This window comes from Streptomyces sp. NPDC002580 (assembly GCF_042889485.1).
Lineage (GTDB): Bacteria > Actinomycetota > Actinomycetes > Streptomycetales > Streptomycetaceae > Streptomyces.
This window is the reverse complement of record NZ_JBIAQZ010000002.1, coordinates 856953-878717: the sequence shown is the minus strand read 5'-3', so window position 1 is coordinate 878717 and position 21765 is coordinate 856953. Positions and strand designations below refer to the sequence as shown.

The following is a 21765-nucleotide window of genomic DNA, read 5'->3' as shown; positions in this document are numbered from 1 at the left end:
GTCATGCCCGCGAAGGGTAAGCACCGCCGTCCCAAGTCCTTGCGAATCAGCCGCTCGATCGCCGTGGCCGGTACCGGTGGCGCCGCGCTCGCGCTGCCGCTGATGGGAGCCGCCGGCGCCCACGCCGCGACCCCGGCCGCCGTCACGCAGCACGTCGAGAAGGCCCCGGCCGCCGCTCCCGCCGCCGCGAAGGCCGGCACGAAGTCCGGCACGACGAAGACGTACGCCGTGAAGTCCGGCGACTACCTCTCGAAGATCGCCGACGAGCAGAACGTCAGCGGCGGCTGGAAGAAGATCTACTCCGACAACCGCTCCGCCATCGGCGGCGACCCGTCGCTGATCCACCCCGGCCTGAAGCTGTCGCTCGGCGAGAAGGCCGCCGCCACCGGCGCCACCCACGCGTCCACCCGGACGGCGGCCCCGGCCGCGAAGCCCGCCCAGGCGACCCAGGCCGCGAAGACCGCGGAGGCTGCCCCGGCCACCGAGTCGGCCCCCGCCGCCAACGGTTCCGGCTACACCCTGCCCGTCGAGGGCTCCGGCGTCGGCACCAGCTACAAGACCGCGGGCAGCATGTGGTCCAGCGGCTACCACACGGGCGTGGACTTCGTGGTCCCCACCGGCACCACCCTCAAGTCGATCGCCGCGGGCACCGTCGTCTCCGCGGGCTGGGGCGGCGCCTACGGCAACCAGGTCGTCATCCAGCACGCCGACGGCAAGTACTCCCAGTACGCGCACCTGTCGTCCCTGTCCGTCTCGGCCGGGCAGACCGTGACCGAGGGCCAGCAGATCGGCCTCTCCGGAGCGACCGGCAACGTCACCGGACCGCACCTGCACTTCGAGATCCGCACCACGCCGGACTACGGCTCGGACGTCGACCCCGTCGCGTACCTGCGCTCGCACGGTGTCACCGTCGGCTGACGCCGTGACCCGTACCCCCACCGCATCCTGCTCCTGACGGCAGGACCGCATCCGTAGGCCGGACCCCACGATCCCCGGGGTCCGGCCTGCGGTGTTTCCCGCACAAGGCGCGCGAACCCCCGTGGGGATTCCCCGCGTGATTTCCCGGCCCGAGTGTGATCGCTGCTTCAACAGCCCCTCTCGGGGCCCTATTCCAGAGTTGACCAACACTTGGTCAGTGGCTTATGTCACCGCCCGTCAACCCCTCCCTACGGTCGCGTAGCTCACATCGAAAGGTGAATGATGGCTCGATGTGGCAGACGATTCGAAGAGTGACAACAGATCAGTGATCGGGTCGTACGTGGCGGTGGGGGACAGCTTCACCGAAGGCGTCGGCGACCCTGGCCCCGACGGGGCCTTCGTCGGTTGGGCGGACCGCTTCGCGGTGCTTCTCGCGGACCGGCGGCCCGAGGGCGACTTCGACTACACCAATCTCGCCGTGCGCGGCAAACTGCTCGACCAGATCGTCGAGACCCAGCTCGTGCGGGCCAAGGAACTCGGCCCGGACATGGTCTCGTTCTGCGCGGGCGGCAACGACATCATCCGGCCCGGTACCGACCCCGACGAGGTCGCGGAGCGCTTCGAGCGCGCGGTCGCCGACCTCACCTCCGCCGTCGGCACCGTCATGGTGACCACCGGCTTCGACACCCGTGACGTCCCCGTGCTCAAGCATCTGCGCGGCAAGATCGCCACGTACAACGGACACGTGCGGGCCATCGCGGACCGCTACGGCTGTCCCGTCCTCGACCTCTGGTCCCTGAAGACCATCCAGGACCGCCGCGCCTGGGACGGCGACCGCTTGCACCTCTCTCCCGAAGGCCACACCCGGGTGGCGCTCCGCGCCGGACAGGTGCTCGGCCTCGAGGTGCCCGCCGACCCGGACCAGCCCTGGCCGCCCCTGCCGCCGCGCGGCACGCTCGAGATGCGCCGCGACAACATCCAATGGGCGCGCGAGTACCTGGTCCCGTGGATCGGACGACGGTTGCGCGGGGAGTCCTCGGGCGACCACGTGGCGGCCAAGGGAGCGCTGTCACCGGACGACATCAAGCTGCGCATCGAGGCGGTGGCCTGATCCGGCCCGCCCGGTCGCGGGGCCCACGGGCCGCGGGCCGGGCGGCGCCCGGCGTCGACCCAGTACGCCTAGCGCGCCGCGGCCGTCAACGCCTCGCGTTCCAGGCCCAGTTCACGGGCGAGGGCCTCGTCCACCCACTCCTGGGTCCGGGCCCGTGACACGGCTCCCGAGTACGCCGTCATCTGGACGGCGAGACCGTCCAGCAGCGCCGTGAGCTTGAGGGCCGTACTCGCCGGGTCCGGGCAGCGGAACTCGCCCGCGGCGACGCCCTCCACGATCACCTCGGTTATCGCGGCCTTCCACTCCCGGTCGAGATCACGCGTGACCTCGCGCAGCGCGGGCTCGCGCAGGGCCGCGGCCCAGCCCTCGATCCACAGGCGCCAGCCCTTCGCCTGTCCCGTCGGGGCGTACCAGCGCACGGCGGTACGGAGGCGCCGCAGGGCTGTCGTCCGGCGGCCGAGCAGCTTGCGGAGATGGGCGAGGTCGTCCTCGGCCGCGTAGGCGAACGCGGCGGCGACCAGCTTCTCCTTCGTCGAGAAGTGGTAGAGGACCAGCGCGTTGCTCACCCCGAGGGACGAGGCCACGTCGGCGATCCGTACCGCCGCCACGCCCCGCGCCTCGATCTGCTCGACGGTGGCCCGCAGCAACTCCTCGCGCCGCTCCGCCACGCTCAACCGCACTCTCGCCACGCGGCAACCCTACACAGCCCCTTCGGGAGGCCCCGGCAGGAGTTGGCGCCCCGCCCGCCTTCCCCGGCACGCTCGCCGGGAGGGACCGGACCCGGCCGGGGGCGGTTCGGCGTCCCCGCGGATCCGCCCGCCCTCGGTCGGCGAACCGGCGGTCGCCCCCGGCCCGTTGCCTGATCGGGAGGGCGAGCCCGGGGACGCCGCACACCACGGGGACAGGGTTCCCGCGCGGGCGCACTCTTGTACGATCCGGCGATGAGCCTGCCCCGTAGCGTCCTCCGGATGTCCGCCGGACTGCTCCTCGCGTCGGTCTGCGGCTGTGGTGCGGGTACTCCGCGGCCGGCCGGGCCGTCACCGAGCGCGTCCGCCGGTCGTACGGGCGACGGGCACGACGCCTGGTCGTACAGCTATGTGTCCGACGAGTTCACGTACGGCACGAACATCGACGACATCGCCGTGGTGTCCACGAAGGACGCCTGGGCCGCTCTCCGGACTTCGGCGGAACCGTCGCTGCTGCGCTACGACGGTTCCGCGTGGCGGCCGTACGAACTGCCCGGCGGGATCGTCGAGGCCGCCGGCGGGCGGATGGAGCGCGTGACGCTGACCGCCGGCCGGTCGGGGGACCTCTGGCTGACCGCGTCGGTGACTCCCGGACCCGGTGGGACCGGCAGGTCGTTCGCCGCGCGCTTCGACGGCGCCGACTGGCACGTCGTCCCGCTGCCCGGCGGGACGGAGGGCGTCGGCTCGCCGCTGGCGCTGGGCCCGGCCGACGTGTGGTCCGTCGGGTCCGGGCGGACCGCCTGGCACTGGAACGGCCGAGGCTGGGCCGCCACCGCACTCCCCTTCGAGGCCCGACTCGTCGCCGACCCGACCGGAACCGACGTGTGGGCGGTGGGCACGGACCGGAAGACCGGAGCGGAGCCGCCGCCGCACGAGGACGCGCCGGACGCGCGGCAACCGGCCACGGCCCGCTGGGACGGCACCCGCTGGCGACGCGTGCCGATACCGACGGCCCTCACCCTGAACGGCGGCTACGACTTCAGCTCGTGGATCACGAGCACGACCGTGGTCGCCCCGGGCGAGGTGTGGGCCACGGGTGTCGCGGGCACCGAACCGCAGCCCATCGAGGACGGCGACTACTACCCAGCCGATCAGCGGCCCTTCACCCTGCACTTCGACGGCACCCGCTGGCGCGTCCCCCGGAGCGACGAGCATCCGCCCGCCGCGGTGCTGAGCGCCGGGAAGATGCGCGACGAAGAGGGCCGGACCCACAGGATCGGCCGTCCCCCGTACGCCCCCGGGGTCACCGGCAAGGTCACCGCCGCCGACCGGAAGCAGAAGCTGTGGCTCGACGAGATCACCCCCGTGCCCGGCACGGACGAGGTGTGGGCGGCGGGGAGGGTCGAACTCGGGGCGCACGGCTACGTCAACTTCACCCGCGCCGTCGTGGTCCGCTACCGCCTCGACGGCTGACCGCGCCGGTTCGTGTGGCGGCCGTGGCCCCGGAGCGCGTGCTCGTCGTGGTTCCGCCTCCGTCCCGGCTCCCGCCGCAGGGTCACCGCGTCCGGCGCGAGTTCCCTCATCGCTGTCCGGTGCCGGGCCCGGGGTGTTCGTGGCGGAGGCCGGTCAGGGGCCCGCGGCCGTCAGCGGTACCACCCGAACCGCTCCGCGATGACGGGGAGTCGGTCGGTGACGATGGCGTGGGCGGCGGCCCGCGGTGTCGTGCCGTCGGCCTCCGCGCGGGCGAGCGTCTGGTCGATCAGGGCGCGCATCGAGCGCCGGGTGTGCGCGAACGCCTCGTCCGCGTCGGCACCGATGTCGCCGAACAGCGTCCACCACCACCAGGCGTTCGTACCGGAGTTGACCACCACGTCCGGCAGGACGGTGACCCCGCGGGCGGTGAGCAGCAGCTCCGCGTCCGCCAGGACGGGCATGTTGGCCGCCTCGACGATCCAACGAGCCCTGATCCCGGCCTGGTTCGACGTGTCGACGCAGTACGACACCGCGGCGGGCACGAGAACCTCGACGTCGGCGGACAGCCAGGCGTCGCCCGGGAGTTCCCGGTCGGCGGCGCGCAACACCGCGCGGTCGACCGTCCCGTAGGCGTCCCGCCCGGCGAGGAGCGCCTCGACGTCGAGGCCGTCCGGGTTGGCGATCGTTCCCTTGACGTCGGCGACGGCCACGATCTCGAGCCCGGCGCGCGCGAGGAACCGCGCCGTGGCGCCGCCCATGGTGCCGAGCCCCTGCACGGCGACGCGCGTACCGGCGTACTCCACCCCGGCCCGGTCCAGGGCCGCGAGCACCGACTCGGCGACGCCGCAGCCGCCGACCAGTTCGTCGAGGCCGATGCCGTCCACCTCGATCGCGAAGGCGTCCGCGAGCCGCTTCCGGGCCGCCTCCTCGTCGTCCAGCAGCGGGTACACGGCCTGGATGGACGAGACGAGCCCGGCCTCCTCGGCGGCCCGGTCGACCAGGTCCTGGGTGAGCCCGAGATCCTCGCCGGTGGTCCAGAAGGCCTCGATGTACGGGCGCATGGCCCGCAGGTAGCGCACCAGCAGCCCGTACGCCGCGGGGTCCTGCGGGTCGCAGTCGATACCGCCCTTGGCGCCGCCGAGCGGGACGTACCGGCCCTCGGGGTCGTAGTGCAGGGCCTCTTTCATGGTCATGCCACGGGCGAGCCCGGTGACCTCCTCCAGCGTGCAGCCGGGCCGCATCCGCAGACCGCCGCTGGAGACCCCGCGCACCAGCCGGTCGACGACGAGGAAGCCGGGGCGGCCGGTGACGTGGTCCGTCCAGGTGAGCGTCATCAGGGGGGCGGTCATCGGGGTCTCCTCGGGGATGGCGATCAGGGTGCGGCCGGGGTGCGCGGGGACGGTGCCCGGGTGAGCACGGCGGTCGGCCCGGCGGGGTCGTCCGCGTGGGGGGCCCGCCCTCCGTCGGCGCGGGCCGGGGCGGGCGGGCCGGCCTCAGCGGGGCCGACGCCCATGAGTGTGTCGCCCCGAGCCGTGTCCGGGTCCTACGGGCGGCGGCGCCGGACACGATGCCTCCGAGGGCCCGGCGGACCCGGCTGGCCCCGCCGGTCGCAGGGGCGGTACTCGGTTACTGAATCAAGGGTCAGTATCGGAACGGGTGCCGGGTCATGTCAATGCCGACGCGAACCACCGGCTGTCGGGGAGCGGGGGGAGCGGGACGCCGACCGGCGGCGGGAGGTGCCGGGGCGCCCGGCACCCGCGCGCGACGGCGTGGTGCTGTCCGGCCCGGCCCGGGTCGTCGATGCGTTCCGGACGGGCCGACGAGGGCCGGTCGGGCTCGACGCGGCTTGCTCCGCCCGGGGGCGATGTGCGGGTGGGACGGGGTGCGGGGTGCGGGGTGCGGTTCGACGCGGTTCCGTCCGGTCGCCGGGGGCGTGGCCGAGAATCGTCGCCCTCGTCAGGAAGAAGCGCGTCCGCGTCGCGGTTGACCTCATACGGACCCGGGGCCACGGGCAATCGCACGGTGGTCGCGGGGACGGGTCGCCGTGCGGGGCGGCGACCATAATGAAAGCCTGACCCACTCCTTCTGGAGGTATCCGTGACCGGTTTCCGTACCCTGAGCTCCGGGCTCCGCGCGCTGCGGCCCGCCGCCTTCGGCGCGGATCCGGGTGGTGCGCGCATGCGGCGCATCCGTAACTCGCCGAACTTCGCGGACGGTGTCTTCCAGAACCCGGAGAGCGCGCGGACCCGTCCCGACGGTTCGATGACGGAGCTCGCGAAGCAGTTCTTCCGCAGCGAGGAACGCGCGCACCGGTCCCCGGCCGGCACCGTGCCGTTGCACGCGACGACCCTCGCCGACCTGGCCAGGCCCGCCGCGACCGGGCTGCGGCTCACCTGGATGGGACACTCCAGCGTCCTCGCCGAGATCGACGGCCACCGCGTGCTGTTCGACCCGGTCTGGGGCGAGCGCTGCTCTCCGTTCGCCTTCGCCGGTCCCAAGCGGCTGCATCCGGTGCCCGTGCCGCTGGCCGAGCTCGGAGCGGTCGACGTCGTGGTCATCTCGCACGACCACTACGACCACCTCGACATGCCCACCATCAAGGCGCTGGCCGACACGGACACCGTGTTCGCGGTGCCGCTGGGGGTCGGAGCCCACCTGGAGCACTGGGGAGTCCCCGAGGACCGCGTGCGCGAGCTGGACTGGAACGAGTCGACCAGGGTCGGCGGCATCACCCTGACGGCGACACCGGCGCGCCACTTCTGCGGCCGCGGTCTGCGCAACACGCAGCACACCCTCTGGGCCTCCTGGGTCGCCGAGGGCGACGCGCACCGGATCTACCACAGCGGTGACACCGGCTACTTCCAGGGCTTCAAGGACATCGGCGCCACGCACGGCCCGTTCGACGCCACGATGATCCAGATCGGCGCGTACAGCGAGTTCTGGCCGGACATCCACATGACGCCCGAGGAAGGGATGCGCTCGCACCTCGACCTCCAGGGCGGGCAGCCCACCGGAGTGATGCTGCCGATCCACTGGGCGACGTTCAACCTCTCCACCCACGCCTGGGCCGACCCGGGCGAGGGCACGGTGGCCGCGGCCCACCACGTCGGAGCCAAGGTCGCGCTGCCGCGCCCCGGTGAGCCCTTCGAGCCCACGGCCGGGACCGTCCCCGCCGAGCCTTGGTGGCGCGGTGTGGCCCGCACCCCGAAGGACGGCTGGCCCGTTCTCGCGGAGACGGCCGCCGACACGCCGGGTGACGTCGCGGACAAGTCGGCGGAGGGGACCGGCGAGCCCGAAACGGTGCCCGCGGGCTGATCACCCCGTCTACGGCGAGGGCCGAGGAGCGACCTGCTCCTCGGCCCTCGCCGTTTGCGTGTGACCGCTTCTGACCAGCTCCGATCGGATTCATGCCCAGTGTGAACATGTGCCCTGCGGGGTTATCGGTCAGCCGTACGAGGCCTCATACCAGAGCGGGATGCTGCCAGGGAGAGTTTGTCAACAGCCCACCGCACATGATGCGTTGGCGACTACTGTCAGTTGCCGTCGGGCGACGCAGGGCCGTTTTTTTCGGCTCTGCCGACCGGCACCGCGATGGCACAAGCCCGAGTCGCGCGGAACCGCGGGAGCCCCGTGCCCCCGACGCATCCAGTACGAGGACGCCGATGTCTCACCTTCGCGCACCGGCCGCACGCGCAGACCGCCGGGAGGGCGGGCGGCACGGACGACCGGCCGCCCGTGCCACCTCCTCGCTGCCCGAGACGCACCTGCGGCCCCAGCTGCTGCGCCTCGCGGTGCTGCCGCCGACCGCGGTGGCCCTCAGCGCCTGCGCCGCCGTACTGTTCACCGTCCGCTCCACCGGCGCCCGGCCCGGCCTCACCCTGTGGGCCGTCCTCGCCGGTGCGGTGGGCGTGGCGATGGCCGGAATCCTGATCGCCGCCGTGGCCGCCGACCGCGCCGCCACGTCCGTACGGGAGCGCATAGGAGCCCTGCGCCGCTCCAGCGCCCGTACCGAGGCCGACCTGCGCGCCGTCGTCGAGGGCCTGCGCCGGGGCGAGAACCCGCCCGCGCGCAAGACGCGCCGCCGGCCTCCCGAGGACGCCGACGACTTCGAACTGCTCGCCGCGGACATCTCCCGCGCCCACGACGGAGCCGTCGCGGCCGTCGTGCAGGCCGCGCAGCTGTCCAGCCACGCGGGCAGCGAACAGAAGGTCGAGGTCTTCGTCAACCTGGCCCGGCGGCTGCAGTCCCTCGTGCACCGCGAGATCTCCATCCTCGACGAGCTGGAGAACGAGATCGAGGACCCGGACCTCCTCAAGGGCCTCTTCCACGTCGATCACCTCGCCACCCGCATCCGACGCCACGCCGAGAACCTGGCCGTGCTCGGCGGTGCCGTCTCGCGCCGCCAGTGGAGCAACCCCGTCTCCATGACCGAGGTGCTGCGCTCCGCCATCGCCGAGGTCGAGCAGTACTCGCGGGTCAAGCTGGTGCCCCCGATCGAAGGCACCCTGCGCGGTCACGCGGTCGCCGACGTCATCCACCTGCTCGCCGAACTCGTCGAGAACGCCACGGTGTTCTCCGCCCCGCACACCCAGGTGCTGCTGCGGGTCAACCTCGTCACCTCGGGACTGGCCATCGAGGTGGAGGACCGCGGACTCGGCATGCAGCCCGAGGAACAGGCCAGGATGAACGCCCTGCTCACCGACCCCGACCAGGTCAACGTCGCCAGCCTCCTCCAGGACGGGCGCATCGGCCTGTTCGTCGTCTCGCAGCTCGCCCGCCGGCACAGCATCCATGTACGGCTCCAGGGCAACATCTACGGCGGGGTCCAGGCCGTACTCGTGGTCCCGCAGGAGCTGCTGGGTGCGAGGCCGGGCGCTCTCGCGGACGGGGGAGCGGCCCAGGGGCCACCGCGGGAGCCGGGCGCGGGACAGCGGCCGTCCCTGGAGCCCGGGACCGCGCGGTCCGCGCCGAACGGGGCTCCGGCCGCTACGGCGGGCCGCGCGGTCCCCCCTCTGCCGCGCCAGTCGCAGCGCGAGCCGGCCCGAGGGGAGCGGGAACACTCCGGTGCCGCGCGGGGCACACCGGCCCCCGGACACGGCGGTCCTCCGCTCCCGGTGCGCGGAGCCCGCGCGGAGCGGTCCAATCCGGCCGAGGCCGTACCCGGAATCCGCCCCGAGGACCGGCTCACCGCCGCCGAGAACGCGGTCATGCCGCCCATCCCACGCGTCGGCGCGGTCCGCGGCACCATGGGCCGGCCGCACCTGCCCAAGCGGCGAGCCCAGGAACACCTCGTTCCCCAGTTGCGCGAGGGGCCCGCCCCACGGCAGGAGACGGAGTACGTCGTCGGGCACGATCCGGGACTCATGGCGGCCTTCCAGCGCGGGATCGGGCTCGCGGAAGCCGTCCACGCCGAGACCCCGGGCCGGGACGAGGTTCCCCGGCGAGCCGCCCCGACGGACATCGCGCCCGCCCCGGAGGCGTTCCCGGACCGGGCCCACCGGGAACAGCCGCGGCTGGAACTGCCGCCGTCGGCGATGCCACGCCGGGAAGGAGCCCGCCAGGAGGCCGCCCGCCCGGACGCGGCCCGCCCGGACGGTCTGCCCACGGCCCACGATGAGTCGTCCGCCACCGGCACCGCTCTCGGGGACGGCGACCCCATGGACGTACCCCTGAACCACGACACGCCGACGGCGTACCGGCGCGAGGCGGGCACCACGCACGCGCCCGCGGCGCACGGGACGCGGGACTCCGCGTCCGGACACGACAGCACCACCCGGCACGACGGGAGCCCACCGGCCGGATGACCACCCCCACCCCCACCCCCACCCCCACCCACGCCGCTCCCGCGGACCTTCGTACCTCAAGGAGTCGATCCCCCATGGCGAGCGATGCGCCGACCGGCCACGTATCCGATCTCGACTGGCTGATGAGCGGCCTCGTCCAGCGCGTACCGCACACCAGGAGTGCCGTGCTGCTCTCCTGCGACGGACTCGTCAAGTCGGTCCACGGCCTCGACACGGACAGCGCCGACCACATGGCGGCGCTGGCCTCCGGGCTCTACTCCCTCGGGCGCAGCGCGGGCGCGCGCTTCGGGGACGGCGGAGACGTGCGCCAGGTCGTGGTCGAACTCGACTCGACCCTGCTCTTCGTCTCCACGGCGGGCTCCGGCACCTGTCTCGCCGTGCTCGCGGGCCGCGAGGCCGACGCCGCCGTGCTCGGCTACGAGATGGCCATGCTGGTCAAGAGCGTCCGGCCCTACCTGATCACCGCACCCCGGCAGCACGCCGTCGAACCGCCCGCGATGAGGTCGTGAACGTGGCCGGCGACGGGCCCTGGCTCGACGACGCGGCGGGACGCCTGGTGCGCCCCTACACCGTCAGCGACGGCCGGACCCGGCCGACGACCTCGCTCGACCTCCTGTCCCAGGTCATGGCCACCGGAGCCACACCTCTCGGCTACTTCGGACCCGAGCACAGCCAGGCACTCGAACGCTGCCGGGCGCCGGTCTCGGTCGCGGAGATCGCCGCCCACCTGAAGCTGCCGGCGGCGGTCACCAAGGTGCTGCTGTCCGACCTCGTCGACTGCGGGGCGCTCACCACGAAGCCCCCGGAGTTCCACCACAACCCCACTGACCGGTCTCTTCTGGAGGCAGTGCTCGATGGACTACGACGACAACTCTGACCTCTTCCCGACCGCACTGAAGATCTTGGTGGCGGGCGGATTCGGGGTCGGCAAGACGACCTTGGTCGGCGCGGTGAGCGAGATCGCGCCACTGAGCACGGAGGAACTGCTCACCACGGTCAGCGCCGCGACCGACCGACTCGACGGCATCGAGAACAAGGTCGAGACGACCGTCGCGATGGACTTCGGACGGATAACCCTCGATCCGGAACACGTGCTCTATCTGTTCGGCACCCCCGGGCAGGAGCGGTTCTGGTTCATGTGGGACGAGCTCTCCGAGGGCGCGCTCGGCGCGGTCGTCCTCGCCGACACGCGCCGCCTGGAGGACTGCTTCGCGGCCGTCGACTTCTTCGAACAACGCGGCCTCGGATTCATCGTCGCGGTCAACGAGTTCGACGGCTCGTACCGCTACGACCCGGCCGAGGTGCGCGCGGCCCTCGACCTCGACCCCGCGATCCCCGTCGTGTGCTGCGACGCCCGGATCTCCAGCTCGGGAGTGCAGACCCTGCTCACCCTGGTCCGCCACCTCCTCGCCCACGCGCCCGTCCAGTCCCCGATCCACGGAGCCCGTACATGAGTTATGACCTGCCGCGGCCGGCCGGTCGTCTGCTGCTCACGCCCGAGGACCGGGACGCTCCGGCGCGGGTTCGCCGGCTGCGCCGGCTGGGGCTGGGGGAGCGCGCCGAGCCCGCCTTCGACGCGTTCGCGGACCGCCTCGCGGAGGTCGCCGCCGCGCCGTACTCGATGGTCAACTTCATCGACGAGAAGCGGCAGTTCTTCGCGGGCCTGCACACCCCGGACGGTGGCGCCAAAGGGGCCGCCCTCGCCGCCACCGCGGAGGGGAGCGACCTCGACGTGCGCCGCTACATGGCCCGGGACCACGGCTTCTGCCCCCACGTGGTGGTGCGCCGTAAGGCGCTCGTCCTGGAGGACGTCTGCGACTACCCGCGTTTCGCCGGGAATCCGGTGGTCGACGAGATCGGGGTCCGCTCCTACCTCGGCGCCCCGCTGATCGACCGCACCGGCATCGCCCTCGGCACGATCTGCGTCGTGGACATCGAGCCGCGCCCATGGGGAAGGGCGGGCCTGGAGACCATCAAGTCGATGGCGGCCGAGCTGGTCGAGCGCCTCGAACGACGGGAAGGGGTCCAGGGACCCTGACGAGCGCCGGGACACGGGGGAACCGGCGCATCGACCCTTACCGTCCGTACCCATCTGTGTCCATCTGTGCCCATTCATGCCTTTCCATGAGCAGCCGTGCGTCGCCGCGCCGCCGCCACCGGTATCGCCCGGCGGCCACCCGCTCCCCGTGGTCGCGTCCGGCACCGCCGTCCCTCCAACGGGCTACTCCGGCGCAGGGACATCCGAGTACCGGGAGGGGCGGGAGACCGGGGGTGTGAAGGAAAGCTGGGGCCGCGCTTAAGAAATCCTCGATGGACCGGGGGCACCTTCGTACGGCAGATTTCTGAGGGAATTCACCCCTCTCCCCGGTACGGGCCTCCTTCGGCGTGCCTCTTCCCGGGACCTCACCCACAGGAGCCGTCGCGTGAAGGCCTTGGTCAAGGAGAAGGCGGAGCCCGGGCTCTGGCTGACAGACGTCCCGGAGCCGCAGACCGGCCCCGGAGACGTACTGATCAAGGTCCTCAGGACCGGGATCTGCGGCACCGACCTGCACATCCGCAACTGGGACGGCTGGGCGCAGCAGGCCGTCAAGACACCGCTGATCCTCGGGCACGAGTTCGTCGGCGAGGTCGTCGAGACCGGCCGCGACGTCGCGGACATCGGCGTCGGCGACCGGGTCAGCGGCGAGGGCCACCTGGTCTGCGGCAAGTGCCGCAACTGTCTCGCCGGCCGGCGACACCTCTGCCGCGCCACCGTCGGCCTCGGCGTCGGCCGCGACGGAGCGTTCGCCGAGTACGTCGTGCTGCCCGCCGCGAACGTGTGGGTGCACCGCGTCCAGGTCGACCTCGACGTCGCCGCGATCTTCGACCCGTTCGGCAACGCCGTGCACACCGCGCTGTCCTTCCCGCTGGTGGGCGAGGACGTCCTGATCACCGGCGCGGGCCCCATCGGCCTGATGGCCGCCGCGGTGGCGCGTCACGCCGGCGCCCGCAACGTCGTCATCACCGACGTCAGCGAGGAGCGCCTGGAGCTGGCCCGCAAGATCGGCGTCAGCCTCGCCATCAACGTCGCGGGCTCGACGATCGCCGACGGGCAGCGCACGCTCGGCCTGCGCGAGGGCTTCGACGTCGGCCTGGAGATGTCCGGCCGCCCCGAGGCGATGCGCGACATGATCGCCAACATGACGCACGGCGGGCGCATCGCGATGCTGGGCCTGCCGGCCCAGGAGTTCCCGGTCGACTGGTCCCGGATCGTCACGTCCATGATCACCATCAAGGGCATCTACGGCCGCGAGATGTTCGAGACGTGGTACGCGATGTCGGTGCTCCTGGAGGGCGGGCTCGACCTCCACCCCGTGATCACCGGCCGGTACGGATTCCGTGACTACGAGGAAGCATTCGCCGACGCGGCCAGCGGTCGCGGCGGCAAGGTCATTCTCGACTGGACGCTCTGAGGACCCGAAGGAACTGATGATGTTCGATTCCGTACGCGACGATCTGCGCACCACCCTCGACGAGATCCGCGCCGCCGGACTGCACAAGCCCGAGCGCGTGATCGGCACCCCGCAGTCCGCGACCGTGAGCGTCACCTCGGGCGGCCGCCCCGGCGAGGTGCTCAACTTCTGCGCCAACAACTACCTCGGCCTCGCCGACCACCCCGAGGTCGTCGCCGCCGCTCACGAAGCGCTCGACCGCTGGGGCTACGGCATGGCCTCCGTGCGCTTCATCTGCGGTACGCAGGAGGTGCACAAGGAACTGGAGGCGCGGCTGTCCTCGTTCCTCGGCCAGGAGGACACGATCCTCTACTCCTCCTGCTTCGACGCCAACGGCGGAGTCTTCGAGACCCTCCTCGGCGCCGAGGACGCCGTCATCTCCGACGCCCTCAACCACGCCTCGATCATCGACGGCATCCGGCTGTCCAAGGCGCGCCGCTTCCGGTACGCCAACCGCGACATGGCCGACCTGGAGGCCCAGCTCAAGGACGCCTCCGACGCGCGCCGCCGCCTGATCGTCACCGACGGCGTCTTCTCCATGGACGGCTACGTCGCTCCGCTGAAGGAGATCTGCGACCTCGCGGACCGCTACGACGCGATGGTCATGGTCGACGACTCGCACGCCGTGGGCTTCGTGGGCCCCGGCGGCCGTGGCACCCCCGAGCTGCACGGCGTCATGGACCGCGTGGACATCATCACCGGCACCCTCGGCAAGGCGCTCGGCGGCGCCTCCGGCGGCTACGTCGCCGCCCGGGCCGAGATCGTCGCCCTGCTGCGCCAGCGGTCCCGTCCGTACCTGTTCTCGAACACGCTCGCCCCGGTGATCGCCGCGGCCTCCCTGAAGGTCATCGACCTGCTGGAGTCCGCCGACGAGCTGCGCGTGCGGCTGGCGGAGAACACCGCGCTGTTCCGCTCCCGGATGACCGCGGAGGGCTTCGACATCCTCCCCGGCGACCACGCGATCGCCCCCGTCATGATCGGCGACGCGTCCGTCGCCGGCCGCATGGCGGAGCTGCTCCTGGAGCGAGGTGTGTACGTGATCGGCTTCTCCTACCCGGTCGTTCCGCAGGGCAAGGCCCGTATCCGCGTCCAGCTGTCCGCGGGCCACTCCACCGAGGACGTGAACCGGGCCGTGGACGCCTTCGTGGCGGCACGTGCGGAACTCGACGCCTAGCGTCCGTCGCCGGCTCCGCACCCCTGGGCGCCAGGGGTGCGGAGCCGGGGGCGCCGAGCGGTCTGATGGCCGAAAACGGTGTGTGACCTGAGAGAATCGGTCGCATGATCGAAGCGCGGCGGCTCCACATCCTTCGTGCGGTGGCCGACCACCGCACGGTGACGGCGGCGGCCGCCGCGCTCTACCTCACTCCCTCCGCGGTCTCACAGCAGCTGACCGCGCTGGAGCAGGAGACGGGCCACCGGCTCGTCGAGCGCGGCGCCAAGGGCGTACGGCTGACGCCCGCGGGTGAGATCCTGCTCGGCCACACCAACGCCGTCCTCGCCCAACTGGAGCGAGCGGAGGCCGAGTTGGCCGCCTACAGCGCGGGCTCCGCCGGTACGGTCACCGTGGCCTCCTTCGCGACCGGCATCGGCCTCGTCGTGGCCCCCGCGCTCGCCCGTCTCGCCGTCGTGGCGCCCGGCATCCGCGTCCGCGTCCAGGACGCCGAGGGCGACGCCAGCCTGCTGATGGTGCTCGACCGGCAGGTCGACATCGCGGTGGCCGTCGAGTACCGGGGCGCCCCGGACGCGGACGACCCGCGGCTGACGCACGTCCCGCTCTACGCCGAGCCCTTCGACGCGGTCGTCCCCGTCACCCACCGCCTGGCCGACGCCGAGGAGGTGCCGCTCGCCGAACTGGCGAAGGACCCGTGGATCGGCCCGTACCCGGGCAATCCCTGTCACGACGTGGTCGTCCTGGCCTGCGAGAACGCCGGGTTCCAGCCACGCCTCGAACACTCCTCGGACGACTTCCGCGCCGTCGTCGCCCTCGCCTCCGCCGACGCGGGCGTGGCCCTGGTGCCCCGCTCGGCGCTGCGCGGCATGGAACTCGCCGGAGTGGTGGTCGTCCGCCCGGTCGACGGCGTCGCTCCCACCCGCCGCGTCTTCGCCGCCGTACGTCGGGGCGCGGAGGGCCATCCCCTGATCCGGCCCGTCCTGGACGCCCTGGCGCGCGCGGCGACGGAGGACTGAGCCGGACGGCGCACGACCTCGGTTCCCGCATCTGGGATAGCATCCCGAATATGGGAATTGATGTTGATGCGGCGATCGATGCCCGGCTCGGGGCGCGACTGGCCGAACTGAGGGCCGAACGAGGCTGGACCCTGGGGGAGTTGGCGGAACGCAGCGGGATCGCCCGGTCGACCCTCTCCCGAGCCGAGCGCGCGGAGATCAGCCCCACGGCCTCGCTCCTGAACCGTCTCTGCCATGTCTACGGGCGGACCATGTCGCGGCTGCTCAGCGAGGTGGAGGGGGAGCCGGCACCGCTGGTGCGCGCCGCCGACCAGGCGATCTGGACGGACACGGCTTCCGGGTTCGTGCGGCGGTCGGTGTCGCCACCGCATCCGGGGCTCCGTGGCGAACTGGTCGAGGGGCGGCTCGCCGCGGGCGCGGACATCGCGTACGACAGGCCTCCCATACCCGGTCTGGAACAGCACATCTGGGTCCTCGACGGAGTCCTGGACGTGACCGCGCAGGACGTCGAGCATCGCCTCGCGGCGGGTGACTGCCTCCGGTTGCGGGTGTGGGGACCGACGCGCTTTCGCTGCCCCGGCCCCGAGGACGCGCGGTACGCGCTGGTGGTGGTGCTGCCGTGACCGCCGTCGCCCGCTTGGGGGCACAGCAACTCAAGGACAGCGTGGGCGCGTTGGCGGACCTGCTCGTCGACACGGTGGAGGGCGGGGCCTCCGTCGGATTCCTGGCCCCCTTCGATCGCGCGGCGGCGGTCGCCTTCTGGCGCGAGCGCGTGGAGGCGGTCTCGGCGGGGCGCCTCGCGGTCTGGGTGGCCCAGGAGGAGGACCGGCCGCTCGGCACCGTCGGCCTGGTGTTCCCGGACAAGCCCAACAGCCGTCACCGCGCCGAACTCGTGAAGCTGATGGTGCACCGGGACGCCCGGGGACAGGGCCTCGGCCGTACGCTCCTCGCCGCCGCTGAGGCCGCGGCCGCCGCGGCGGGGGTCACCCTCCTCCACCTGGACACGGAGACCGGCAGCCCCGCCGAGTCGCTCTACCTCTCGGCGGGCTGGACCCGGCTCGGGGCGATCCCCGACTACGCGGCGACGCCCTCGGGCGAGCTGTGCCCCACGACGATCTTCTACAAGCGGTTGGGAGTGCCGGCGGGCGACGCGTGAGGCGCCTGGACCGGGCGGCGCGCGGTCACCTGGTCCTGCGCGGGGCCGCACGGCCCGACCCGTGACGGCCGATAGCGACCGGTGGCGGCCGATAGCGACCGGTGGTGATCGGCGGCGGCCGGTGGTGACAGGCGGCGGACAGCGGTCGGCCCGGATCGAGCGGAACGCCGGCGTCGAGGCCGCGCGGCCGAGGCTGACGGCGCCTGCCCGCTCCCGTCCAGGCGAGGGTCCTCCGGTGTCGCTTCGGGCGCCGCGAGCGGGCCGCTGACGTCGTGCTTCGACGCGTCGATGTCAGTGCCATTGGCTACCGTGCGTCTCATGCCGGATGCCGAAGACGTACGCCGTATCGCCCTCTCCCTGCCGGACACATCGGAGAAGACCGCCTGGAGCATGCCCACCTTCCGGGTGGCGGGAAAGATGTTCGCCACGTTGCCCGAGGCGGAGACCTCCATCGCCGTGCGCTGCCCCAAGGAGGAGCGCGACGAACTGGTCCTGGCCGAGCCGGAGAAGTTCTGGGTCGCCGACCACGAGGCCGGTTTCGCCTGGGTCCGGGCGCGGCTCTCCGCCTTGGAGGGCGACGACGAACTCCGCGACATCCTCGCCGACTCCTGGCGCCAGGCGGCCCCGCCCCGTTTGATCGACTTCCATCCCGAGCTGGGGCTGCCGTCCGCCGACTGAAACGGCCGCGGCACCGCCGAGGTCCCGTTGCATGATCCGAAATCGCGAGCGGGGAGCGGGACGGGCGGCTTTACGGGGGAGCCGTGGGGGAGCGGCGGGGCCGTGGCAGGGGAGGGGTGGGCGCGGGACGACCAGGACGTCGGCGGGCGAGGATCCGCCGGGCGAGGAGCGGCCGGATCGGGCGCCGTCGACCGCCCCCTTCGCGCGTTGCGGACGGGTCCGCGCGAGCGCCCCGCCGATAACGGGTGCGCGACCACCGGCGTGAGTGCGGTATTGTTTCCGTGCACGTCCAGCCAGGGGAAACCCCAGGTCAGACGGGCAACGGGACGTGGCGCAGCTTGGTAGCGCACTTGACTGGGGGTCAAGGGGTCGCAGGTTCAAATCCTGTCGTCCCGACTCTTTTGAGTCGTGGTCCAGAGGCCGTTTTCTCATCATCGAGGAAACGGCCTCTGTCGTATCCGGCCGGTCCGTACGGTTCCCCCGGCCGAGGCCGTACAGGTGTCCGGCGTTTCCCGATGGCCGAGAAAAACGCTTGGACCGCGTGGGTGCCGTCACGGGAGACTGGAACTCCTGGCCTGCCCATATGCGGATATCGACGTCTTCGTGAAACGCGCGAGGACCCTGGTGCCGCGCTCCGTCCGGCCGTGGGAGGGCCCGGGCGGGCCGATCGCTCACGGCCCGTGCTCGAGGCGTCCCGGCGGTCACTTCAACCGCCACGCGAACGACAGCTCGGTACGGACACCAAGGCAACGGCATCCCGCCGCGCGGGCGCGTGACGGGCCGCCGTACGACGACACAGGGCTGTGATGGCATCTCCTGAAACGCGCAAGACCTTACCGGGCAAGGGCTCGGTGCTCCTCGCACTTCGTTACTACGGAAGGGAGTTGGGGCGCCTTCGACGGCTGACCCTCCCTGCCATGCTGATGCCCGCGCTGGGCAACATCGGCATCGGCTACATCGCGCCGCTCATCGTCGCGAAGCTCGTCGGCCGCATCGCGGGCGACGGCGGCGTCTCCGTCACCGCCGCGCTGCCCTATGTCCTCGCCTTCGGCGGGGTCCTGCTGCTCGCGGAGGCCTGCTGGCGCCTCGGACTGCACTGCCTGAACCGTCTGGACGCCCTGGGCATCGAGCAGTTGTACGTGATCGGCATGGACGAACTGTTCGCCAAGGACGCCTCGTTCTTCCACGACAACTTCGCCGGATCGCTGACCAAGAGGGTGCTGAGCTTCGCCTCCCGCTTCGAGGAATTCGTCGACACGATGACGTTCCAGGTCGTCGGAAGCCTGGTGCCGCTGGTGTTCGGGTCGGTGGTGCTGTGGCGCTACGAACCGCTCCTCGTCGTCGGACTCCTGGTGATGATCGCCGTGACGGGACTGTGCGTGGTTCCCCTGATCCGCCGCCGGCAGGCACTGGTCGAACAGCGGGAGGAGGCGATCGCCCGGGTCTCGGGGCACGTCGCCGACAGCCTGATGAACATGGACACCGTCCGGGCCTTCGCCGCCGAGGAGCGCGAGGCGGCCGAGCACCGTTCCCGCGTCGCGGCCTCGCGGCGGCTCACCCTGCGGTCGTGGGACTACGGCAACCTGCGCATCGACACGTTCGTCGCGCCGATGTCCGTGCTCACCAACGCGCTCGGCCTGCTGCTCGCGGTCGCCCTCGGCGGGGGCGGGCACGGCGTGGAGGCGATCGTGGTCGCCTTCACCTACTACGCCAACGCGACGCGCATCATGTTCGAGTTCAATCAGATCTACCGCCGTCTGGAGAGCTCCATGACGGAGGCCGCCCAGTTCACCGAACTGCTGCTGACGCCGCCGACCGTGCTCGACCCGGTCGCCCCCGAGCCGCTGCTGCCCCGCGCCGCCGACGTCCGCTTCGAGCGGGTGACCTTCACCCACGGGGGCGCGAAGCCGCTGTTCACGGGACTCGAACTGGCGGTGCCCAGCGGGGCGAAGATCGGTCTGGTCGGCCGGTCCGGAGGGGGCAAGACCACCCTCACCCGGCTGCTGCTGCGGATGACGGACATCGACGACGGCCGCATCCTGATCGGCGGCCAGGACATCAGCAAGCTGCGCCAGGCCGACCTGCGCAGCCTGATCGCCTACGTCCCGCAGGACCCGGCGATGTTCCACCGCACCCTGCGGGACAACATCGCCTTCGCCCGGCCGGACGCCACCGACGCCGAGATCCGCCGCGCGGCCGAGGCGGCGCACGTCACGGAGTTCGCCGACGCGCTGCCGGACGGATTCGCCACCATGGTCGGAGAGCGCGGCATCAAGCTGTCCGGCGGCCAGCGCCAGCGGGTCGCCCTCGCCCGCGCGATCCTGCGCGACGCGCCGATCCTGCTGCTCGACGAGGCGACCAGCGCCCTGGACTCGGAGAGCGAGCTCCTCGTCCAGGAGGCGCTGTGGGGGCTCATGGAGAAGCGCACGGCGCTCGTGGTGGCGCACCGGCTGAGCACGGTCGCCACCATGGACCGGCTCGTCGTGCTCGACCGCGGACGGATCGTCGAACAGGGCACCCACCAGGAGTTGCTCGCGTCGGAGGGCGCCTACGCGAAGCTGTGGCGGCACCAGTCGGGCGGCTTCATCGACGACAGCCCGGTACCGGCCGACCAGCGCTCCGACCGGCACTGACGAAACCGCCGGGGGCGGGCCGGCGGTTTCGGGGCGCGGGCGCTCCCTACCGTTTGAAGCCGACCCCGCCGTACAGGGACACCGGCTCGTCGCCGATCGGGGTCTCGCCCTCGGCGAGTTCGGGGTGCCAGTCCTTCACGGAGACGACGCCCGGCTCGACCAGGTCGAGTCCCTCGAAGAAGCGGCCCACTTCGGCGTGCGAGCGGCCGACCAGGGTCACCCCGCCACGCGCGTACGCCTCGATGCCCCGCCGCACGTTCTCCGGCTCGAAGTCGGCCGTCATCGCGGACAGCGTGAGACAACTGCCCGGTGCCAGCGCGTCCACCAGGGTCTCCACCAGTTCGTACGCGCCGGACCCGTCGGCGATGAAGTGCATGAGTGCGATCAACGACAGGGCCACGGGGCGGTCGAGGTCCAGCAGGCGTGCGGCCTCGTCGAGGATCTTCCGCGGCTCGTGCACGTCCGCCTGGATGTACCGCGTCACACCCTCGGGAGTGCCGCGCAGCAGTGCCTCGGCGTGGGCGAGGACGATCGGGTCGTTGTCGACGTACACCACTCGCGCGTCGGGAGCCGTGATCTGCGCGATCTGGTGGAGGTTGGGCTCGGTGGGAATGCCGGTGCCGATGTCGAGGAACTGGCGGATTCCCGTCGTACGGACCAGCCGGCGGGTGGTCCGCTGCATGAACCAGCGGTTGCTGAGCGCGGCGCGCTTGGCGCCGGGATCGAGCGCGGTGATCTGCTGCCCGAGACGTTCGTCGACCGGGTAGTTGTCCTTGCCGCCCAGGTACCAGTCGTACACGCGGGCAGGATGTGGCCTGCTGGTGTCGATCCGGCTCGCGGTGGACTCCGTCCCCGTCATACGCCAACTCCCTGCTCCACTGGGCCTGTTCACCCCGTCAGTCGGTGTTCGGCGGGGTGCCCGAGCAGTGTGCCATCCGCGCGGGGCGCGGGGCCCGTGGCCGTCGATCCTCGGCCATCCGGCGCCCGCGGTGGTCGCGGAAGGGGCTCAGCGGGCCGGCTTCAGCGGGTCGTGGCCCAGCGTCATGAGGCGATGGCGCAACCGGGCGTCCCCGGTTCCGGCCCCCGGCCCACCGTCCCCGTTCTCCCCGTCCTCCTCGGCGGAGACGATGTCCACCACCTCGTACATGGTCCGGATGTCGTCGTCGGTGAGATCCGCGCGCCGCTTCCGCAGGAGTTCGAGCACGTGCAGGCCGGTCGGCTGACCCGCCGCACCCGGCGGCGGTCCGCTCTGTTCTCCGGCCTCGCCGACGCGCAGCCAGGCCGCGAGTTCCTGGGAGGTCATGTTCACCACGCGATGGAACTCGTCCCACAGCGCGTCGAGTTCGACTGCGTCCGTCATGGTGGTGCCCCTTCGGTGTTCCCGTGGGTCTGTTTCGGGACCAGGTGGCGCGAAGGGTCACTCCGAGCCGCCCCGTCCCCACGTCTGCCCGCGCTGCGCCCTTCCATGTGGGTGTGGTGCGGATGCGGGTGGGGGAGCGACCGCGGGAGCGTTCCGGTGCGGGTGCGCGCCCGTGCGGGCGGGCGGGTGCCGGGGGATCGTGGGGTGAGCGTCGGCCGCGGCAGGATCTTCCCAAGGGTCCGGCACGCGGCTATAGTCGAAAACTAGC

The 21765-nt window shown here is 72.3% G+C and carries 20 protein-coding genes and 1 tRNA gene; 17 read left to right on the top strand and 4 right to left on the bottom strand.

What is annotated here, in order from left to right; genetic code table 11:
• Window positions 1-3: 3 nt before the first annotated feature.
• Both ACFYW7_RS10285 and ACFYW7_RS10280 read left to right on the top strand, forming a co-directional pair.
• Complete coding sequence (locus tag ACFYW7_RS10285) at window positions 4-918, top strand: peptidoglycan DD-metalloendopeptidase family protein (RefSeq protein ID WP_389500105.1); 915 nt, start codon at window positions 4-6, stop codon at window positions 916-918.
• Window positions 919-1243: 325 nt separating this feature from the next.
• Window positions 1244-2029 carry an SGNH/GDSL hydrolase family protein gene (locus tag ACFYW7_RS10280; RefSeq protein ID WP_389500426.1) on the top strand — a complete coding sequence of 262 codons (786 nt, stop codon included), beginning with the start codon at window positions 1244-1246 and terminating at the stop codon, window positions 2027-2029.
• A gap of 68 nt (window positions 2030-2097) precedes the next feature.
• On the opposite strand, the gene ACFYW7_RS10275 is transcribed toward ACFYW7_RS10280, so the two are convergent.
• On the bottom strand, window positions 2098-2718 hold the full coding sequence (locus tag ACFYW7_RS10275; protein ID WP_389500103.1) for a TetR family transcriptional regulator C-terminal domain-containing protein: 621 nt from the start codon (window positions 2716-2718) through the stop codon (window positions 2098-2100).
• A gap of 252 nt (window positions 2719-2970) precedes the next feature.
• Between ACFYW7_RS10275 and ACFYW7_RS10270 the strand changes: the two genes are divergently transcribed.
• Window positions 2971-4188, top strand: a complete 1218-nt coding sequence (locus tag ACFYW7_RS10270; RefSeq protein WP_389500101.1) for a hypothetical protein — start codon at window positions 2971-2973, stop codon at window positions 4186-4188.
• 170 nt (window positions 4189-4358) lie between these two features.
• Here ACFYW7_RS10270 and ACFYW7_RS10265 read toward each other — a convergent pair whose 3' ends face one another.
• Entirely contained in the window at window positions 4359-5537 is a 1179-nt protein-coding gene (locus tag ACFYW7_RS10265) for a Glu/Leu/Phe/Val dehydrogenase dimerization domain-containing protein (RefSeq protein WP_389500099.1), read from the bottom strand.
• Window positions 5538-6285: 748 nt separating this feature from the next.
• Here ACFYW7_RS10265 and ACFYW7_RS10260 point away from each other — a divergent pair.
• The 14 genes from ACFYW7_RS10260 to ACFYW7_RS10195 all read left to right on the top strand — a co-directional run bounded on the left by ACFYW7_RS10260 (window position 6286) and on the right by ACFYW7_RS10195 (window position 20137).
• On the top strand, window positions 6286-7503 hold the full coding sequence (locus ACFYW7_RS10260) for an MBL fold metallo-hydrolase (RefSeq protein ID WP_389500097.1): 1218 nt from the start codon (window positions 6286-6288) through the stop codon (window positions 7501-7503).
• Between the two features lie 347 nt (window positions 7504-7850).
• A complete protein-coding gene (locus tag ACFYW7_RS10255; RefSeq protein ID WP_389500095.1) occupies window positions 7851-9992 on the top strand; it encodes an ATP-binding protein in 2142 nt (713 codons plus the stop codon).
• A gap of 74 nt (window positions 9993-10066) precedes the next feature.
• On the top strand, window positions 10067-10501 hold the full coding sequence (locus ACFYW7_RS10250; RefSeq protein WP_389500093.1) for a roadblock/LC7 domain-containing protein: 435 nt from the start codon (window positions 10067-10069) through the stop codon (window positions 10499-10501).
• The gene (locus ACFYW7_RS10245; RefSeq protein WP_389500091.1) at window positions 10498-10869 is read left to right on the top strand and encodes a DUF742 domain-containing protein; all 372 of its coding nucleotides are present in this window, start codon (window positions 10498-10500) and stop codon (window positions 10867-10869) included. Before ACFYW7_RS10250 ends, ACFYW7_RS10245 begins: the two co-directional genes overlap by 4 nt.
• Entirely contained in the window at window positions 10847-11446 is a 600-nt protein-coding gene (locus tag ACFYW7_RS10240) for an ATP/GTP-binding protein (protein ID WP_389500089.1), read from the top strand. The genes ACFYW7_RS10245 and ACFYW7_RS10240 overlap by 23 nt, the downstream gene beginning before the upstream one ends.
• On the top strand, window positions 11443-12030 hold the full coding sequence (locus ACFYW7_RS10235; RefSeq protein ID WP_389500087.1) for a GAF domain-containing protein: 588 nt from the start codon (window positions 11443-11445) through the stop codon (window positions 12028-12030). The genes ACFYW7_RS10240 and ACFYW7_RS10235 overlap by 4 nt, the downstream gene beginning before the upstream one ends.
• Window positions 12031-12415: 385 nt before the next feature.
• On the top strand, window positions 12416-13444 hold the full coding sequence (tdh, locus tag ACFYW7_RS10230; protein WP_389500084.1) for an L-threonine 3-dehydrogenase: 1029 nt from the start codon (window positions 12416-12418) through the stop codon (window positions 13442-13444).
• A 19-nt stretch (window positions 13445-13463) separates the two neighbouring features.
• The gene (locus ACFYW7_RS10225) at window positions 13464-14657 is read left to right on the top strand and encodes a glycine C-acetyltransferase (protein WP_389500081.1); all 1194 of its coding nucleotides are present in this window, start codon (window positions 13464-13466) and stop codon (window positions 14655-14657) included.
• 104 nt (window positions 14658-14761) lie between these two features.
• Window positions 14762-15670, top strand: coding sequence for a LysR family transcriptional regulator (locus ACFYW7_RS10220; protein ID WP_389500079.1), 909 nt, complete (start codon window positions 14762-14764; stop codon window positions 15668-15670).
• Window positions 15671-15720: 50 nt separating this feature from the next.
• Entirely contained in the window at window positions 15721-16293 is a 573-nt protein-coding gene (locus tag ACFYW7_RS10215) for a helix-turn-helix domain-containing protein (RefSeq protein WP_389500077.1), read from the top strand.
• Window positions 16290-16826: a GNAT family N-acetyltransferase gene (locus tag ACFYW7_RS10210; protein ID WP_389500075.1), complete on the top strand. Its 537-nt coding sequence runs from the start codon at window positions 16290-16292 to the stop codon at window positions 16824-16826. Before ACFYW7_RS10215 ends, ACFYW7_RS10210 begins: the two co-directional genes overlap by 4 nt.
• 318 nt (window positions 16827-17144) lie before the next feature.
• Entirely contained in the window at window positions 17145-17504 is a 360-nt protein-coding gene (locus tag ACFYW7_RS10205) for an MmcQ/YjbR family DNA-binding protein (protein ID WP_389500073.1), read from the top strand.
• A 322-nt stretch (window positions 17505-17826) separates the two neighbouring features.
• Window positions 17827-17900, top strand: a tRNA-Pro gene (locus ACFYW7_RS10200).
• Between the two features lie 410 nt (window positions 17901-18310).
• On the top strand, window positions 18311-20137 hold the full coding sequence (locus ACFYW7_RS10195) for an ABC transporter ATP-binding protein (RefSeq protein WP_389500070.1): 1827 nt from the start codon (window positions 18311-18313) through the stop codon (window positions 20135-20137).
• Between the two features lie 46 nt (window positions 20138-20183).
• Here the strand turns inward: ACFYW7_RS10195 and ACFYW7_RS10190 are convergent, their stop codons facing one another.
• Both ACFYW7_RS10190 and ACFYW7_RS10185 read right to left on the bottom strand, forming a co-directional pair.
• Entirely contained in the window at window positions 20184-20996 is an 813-nt protein-coding gene (locus ACFYW7_RS10190; protein ID WP_389500068.1) for an SAM-dependent methyltransferase, read from the bottom strand.
• A 147-nt stretch (window positions 20997-21143) separates the two neighbouring features.
• Window positions 21144-21497, bottom strand: a complete 354-nt coding sequence (locus tag ACFYW7_RS10185) for a DUF3140 domain-containing protein (protein ID WP_389500066.1) — start codon at window positions 21495-21497, stop codon at window positions 21144-21146.
• Window positions 21498-21765: the final 268 nt, after the last annotated feature.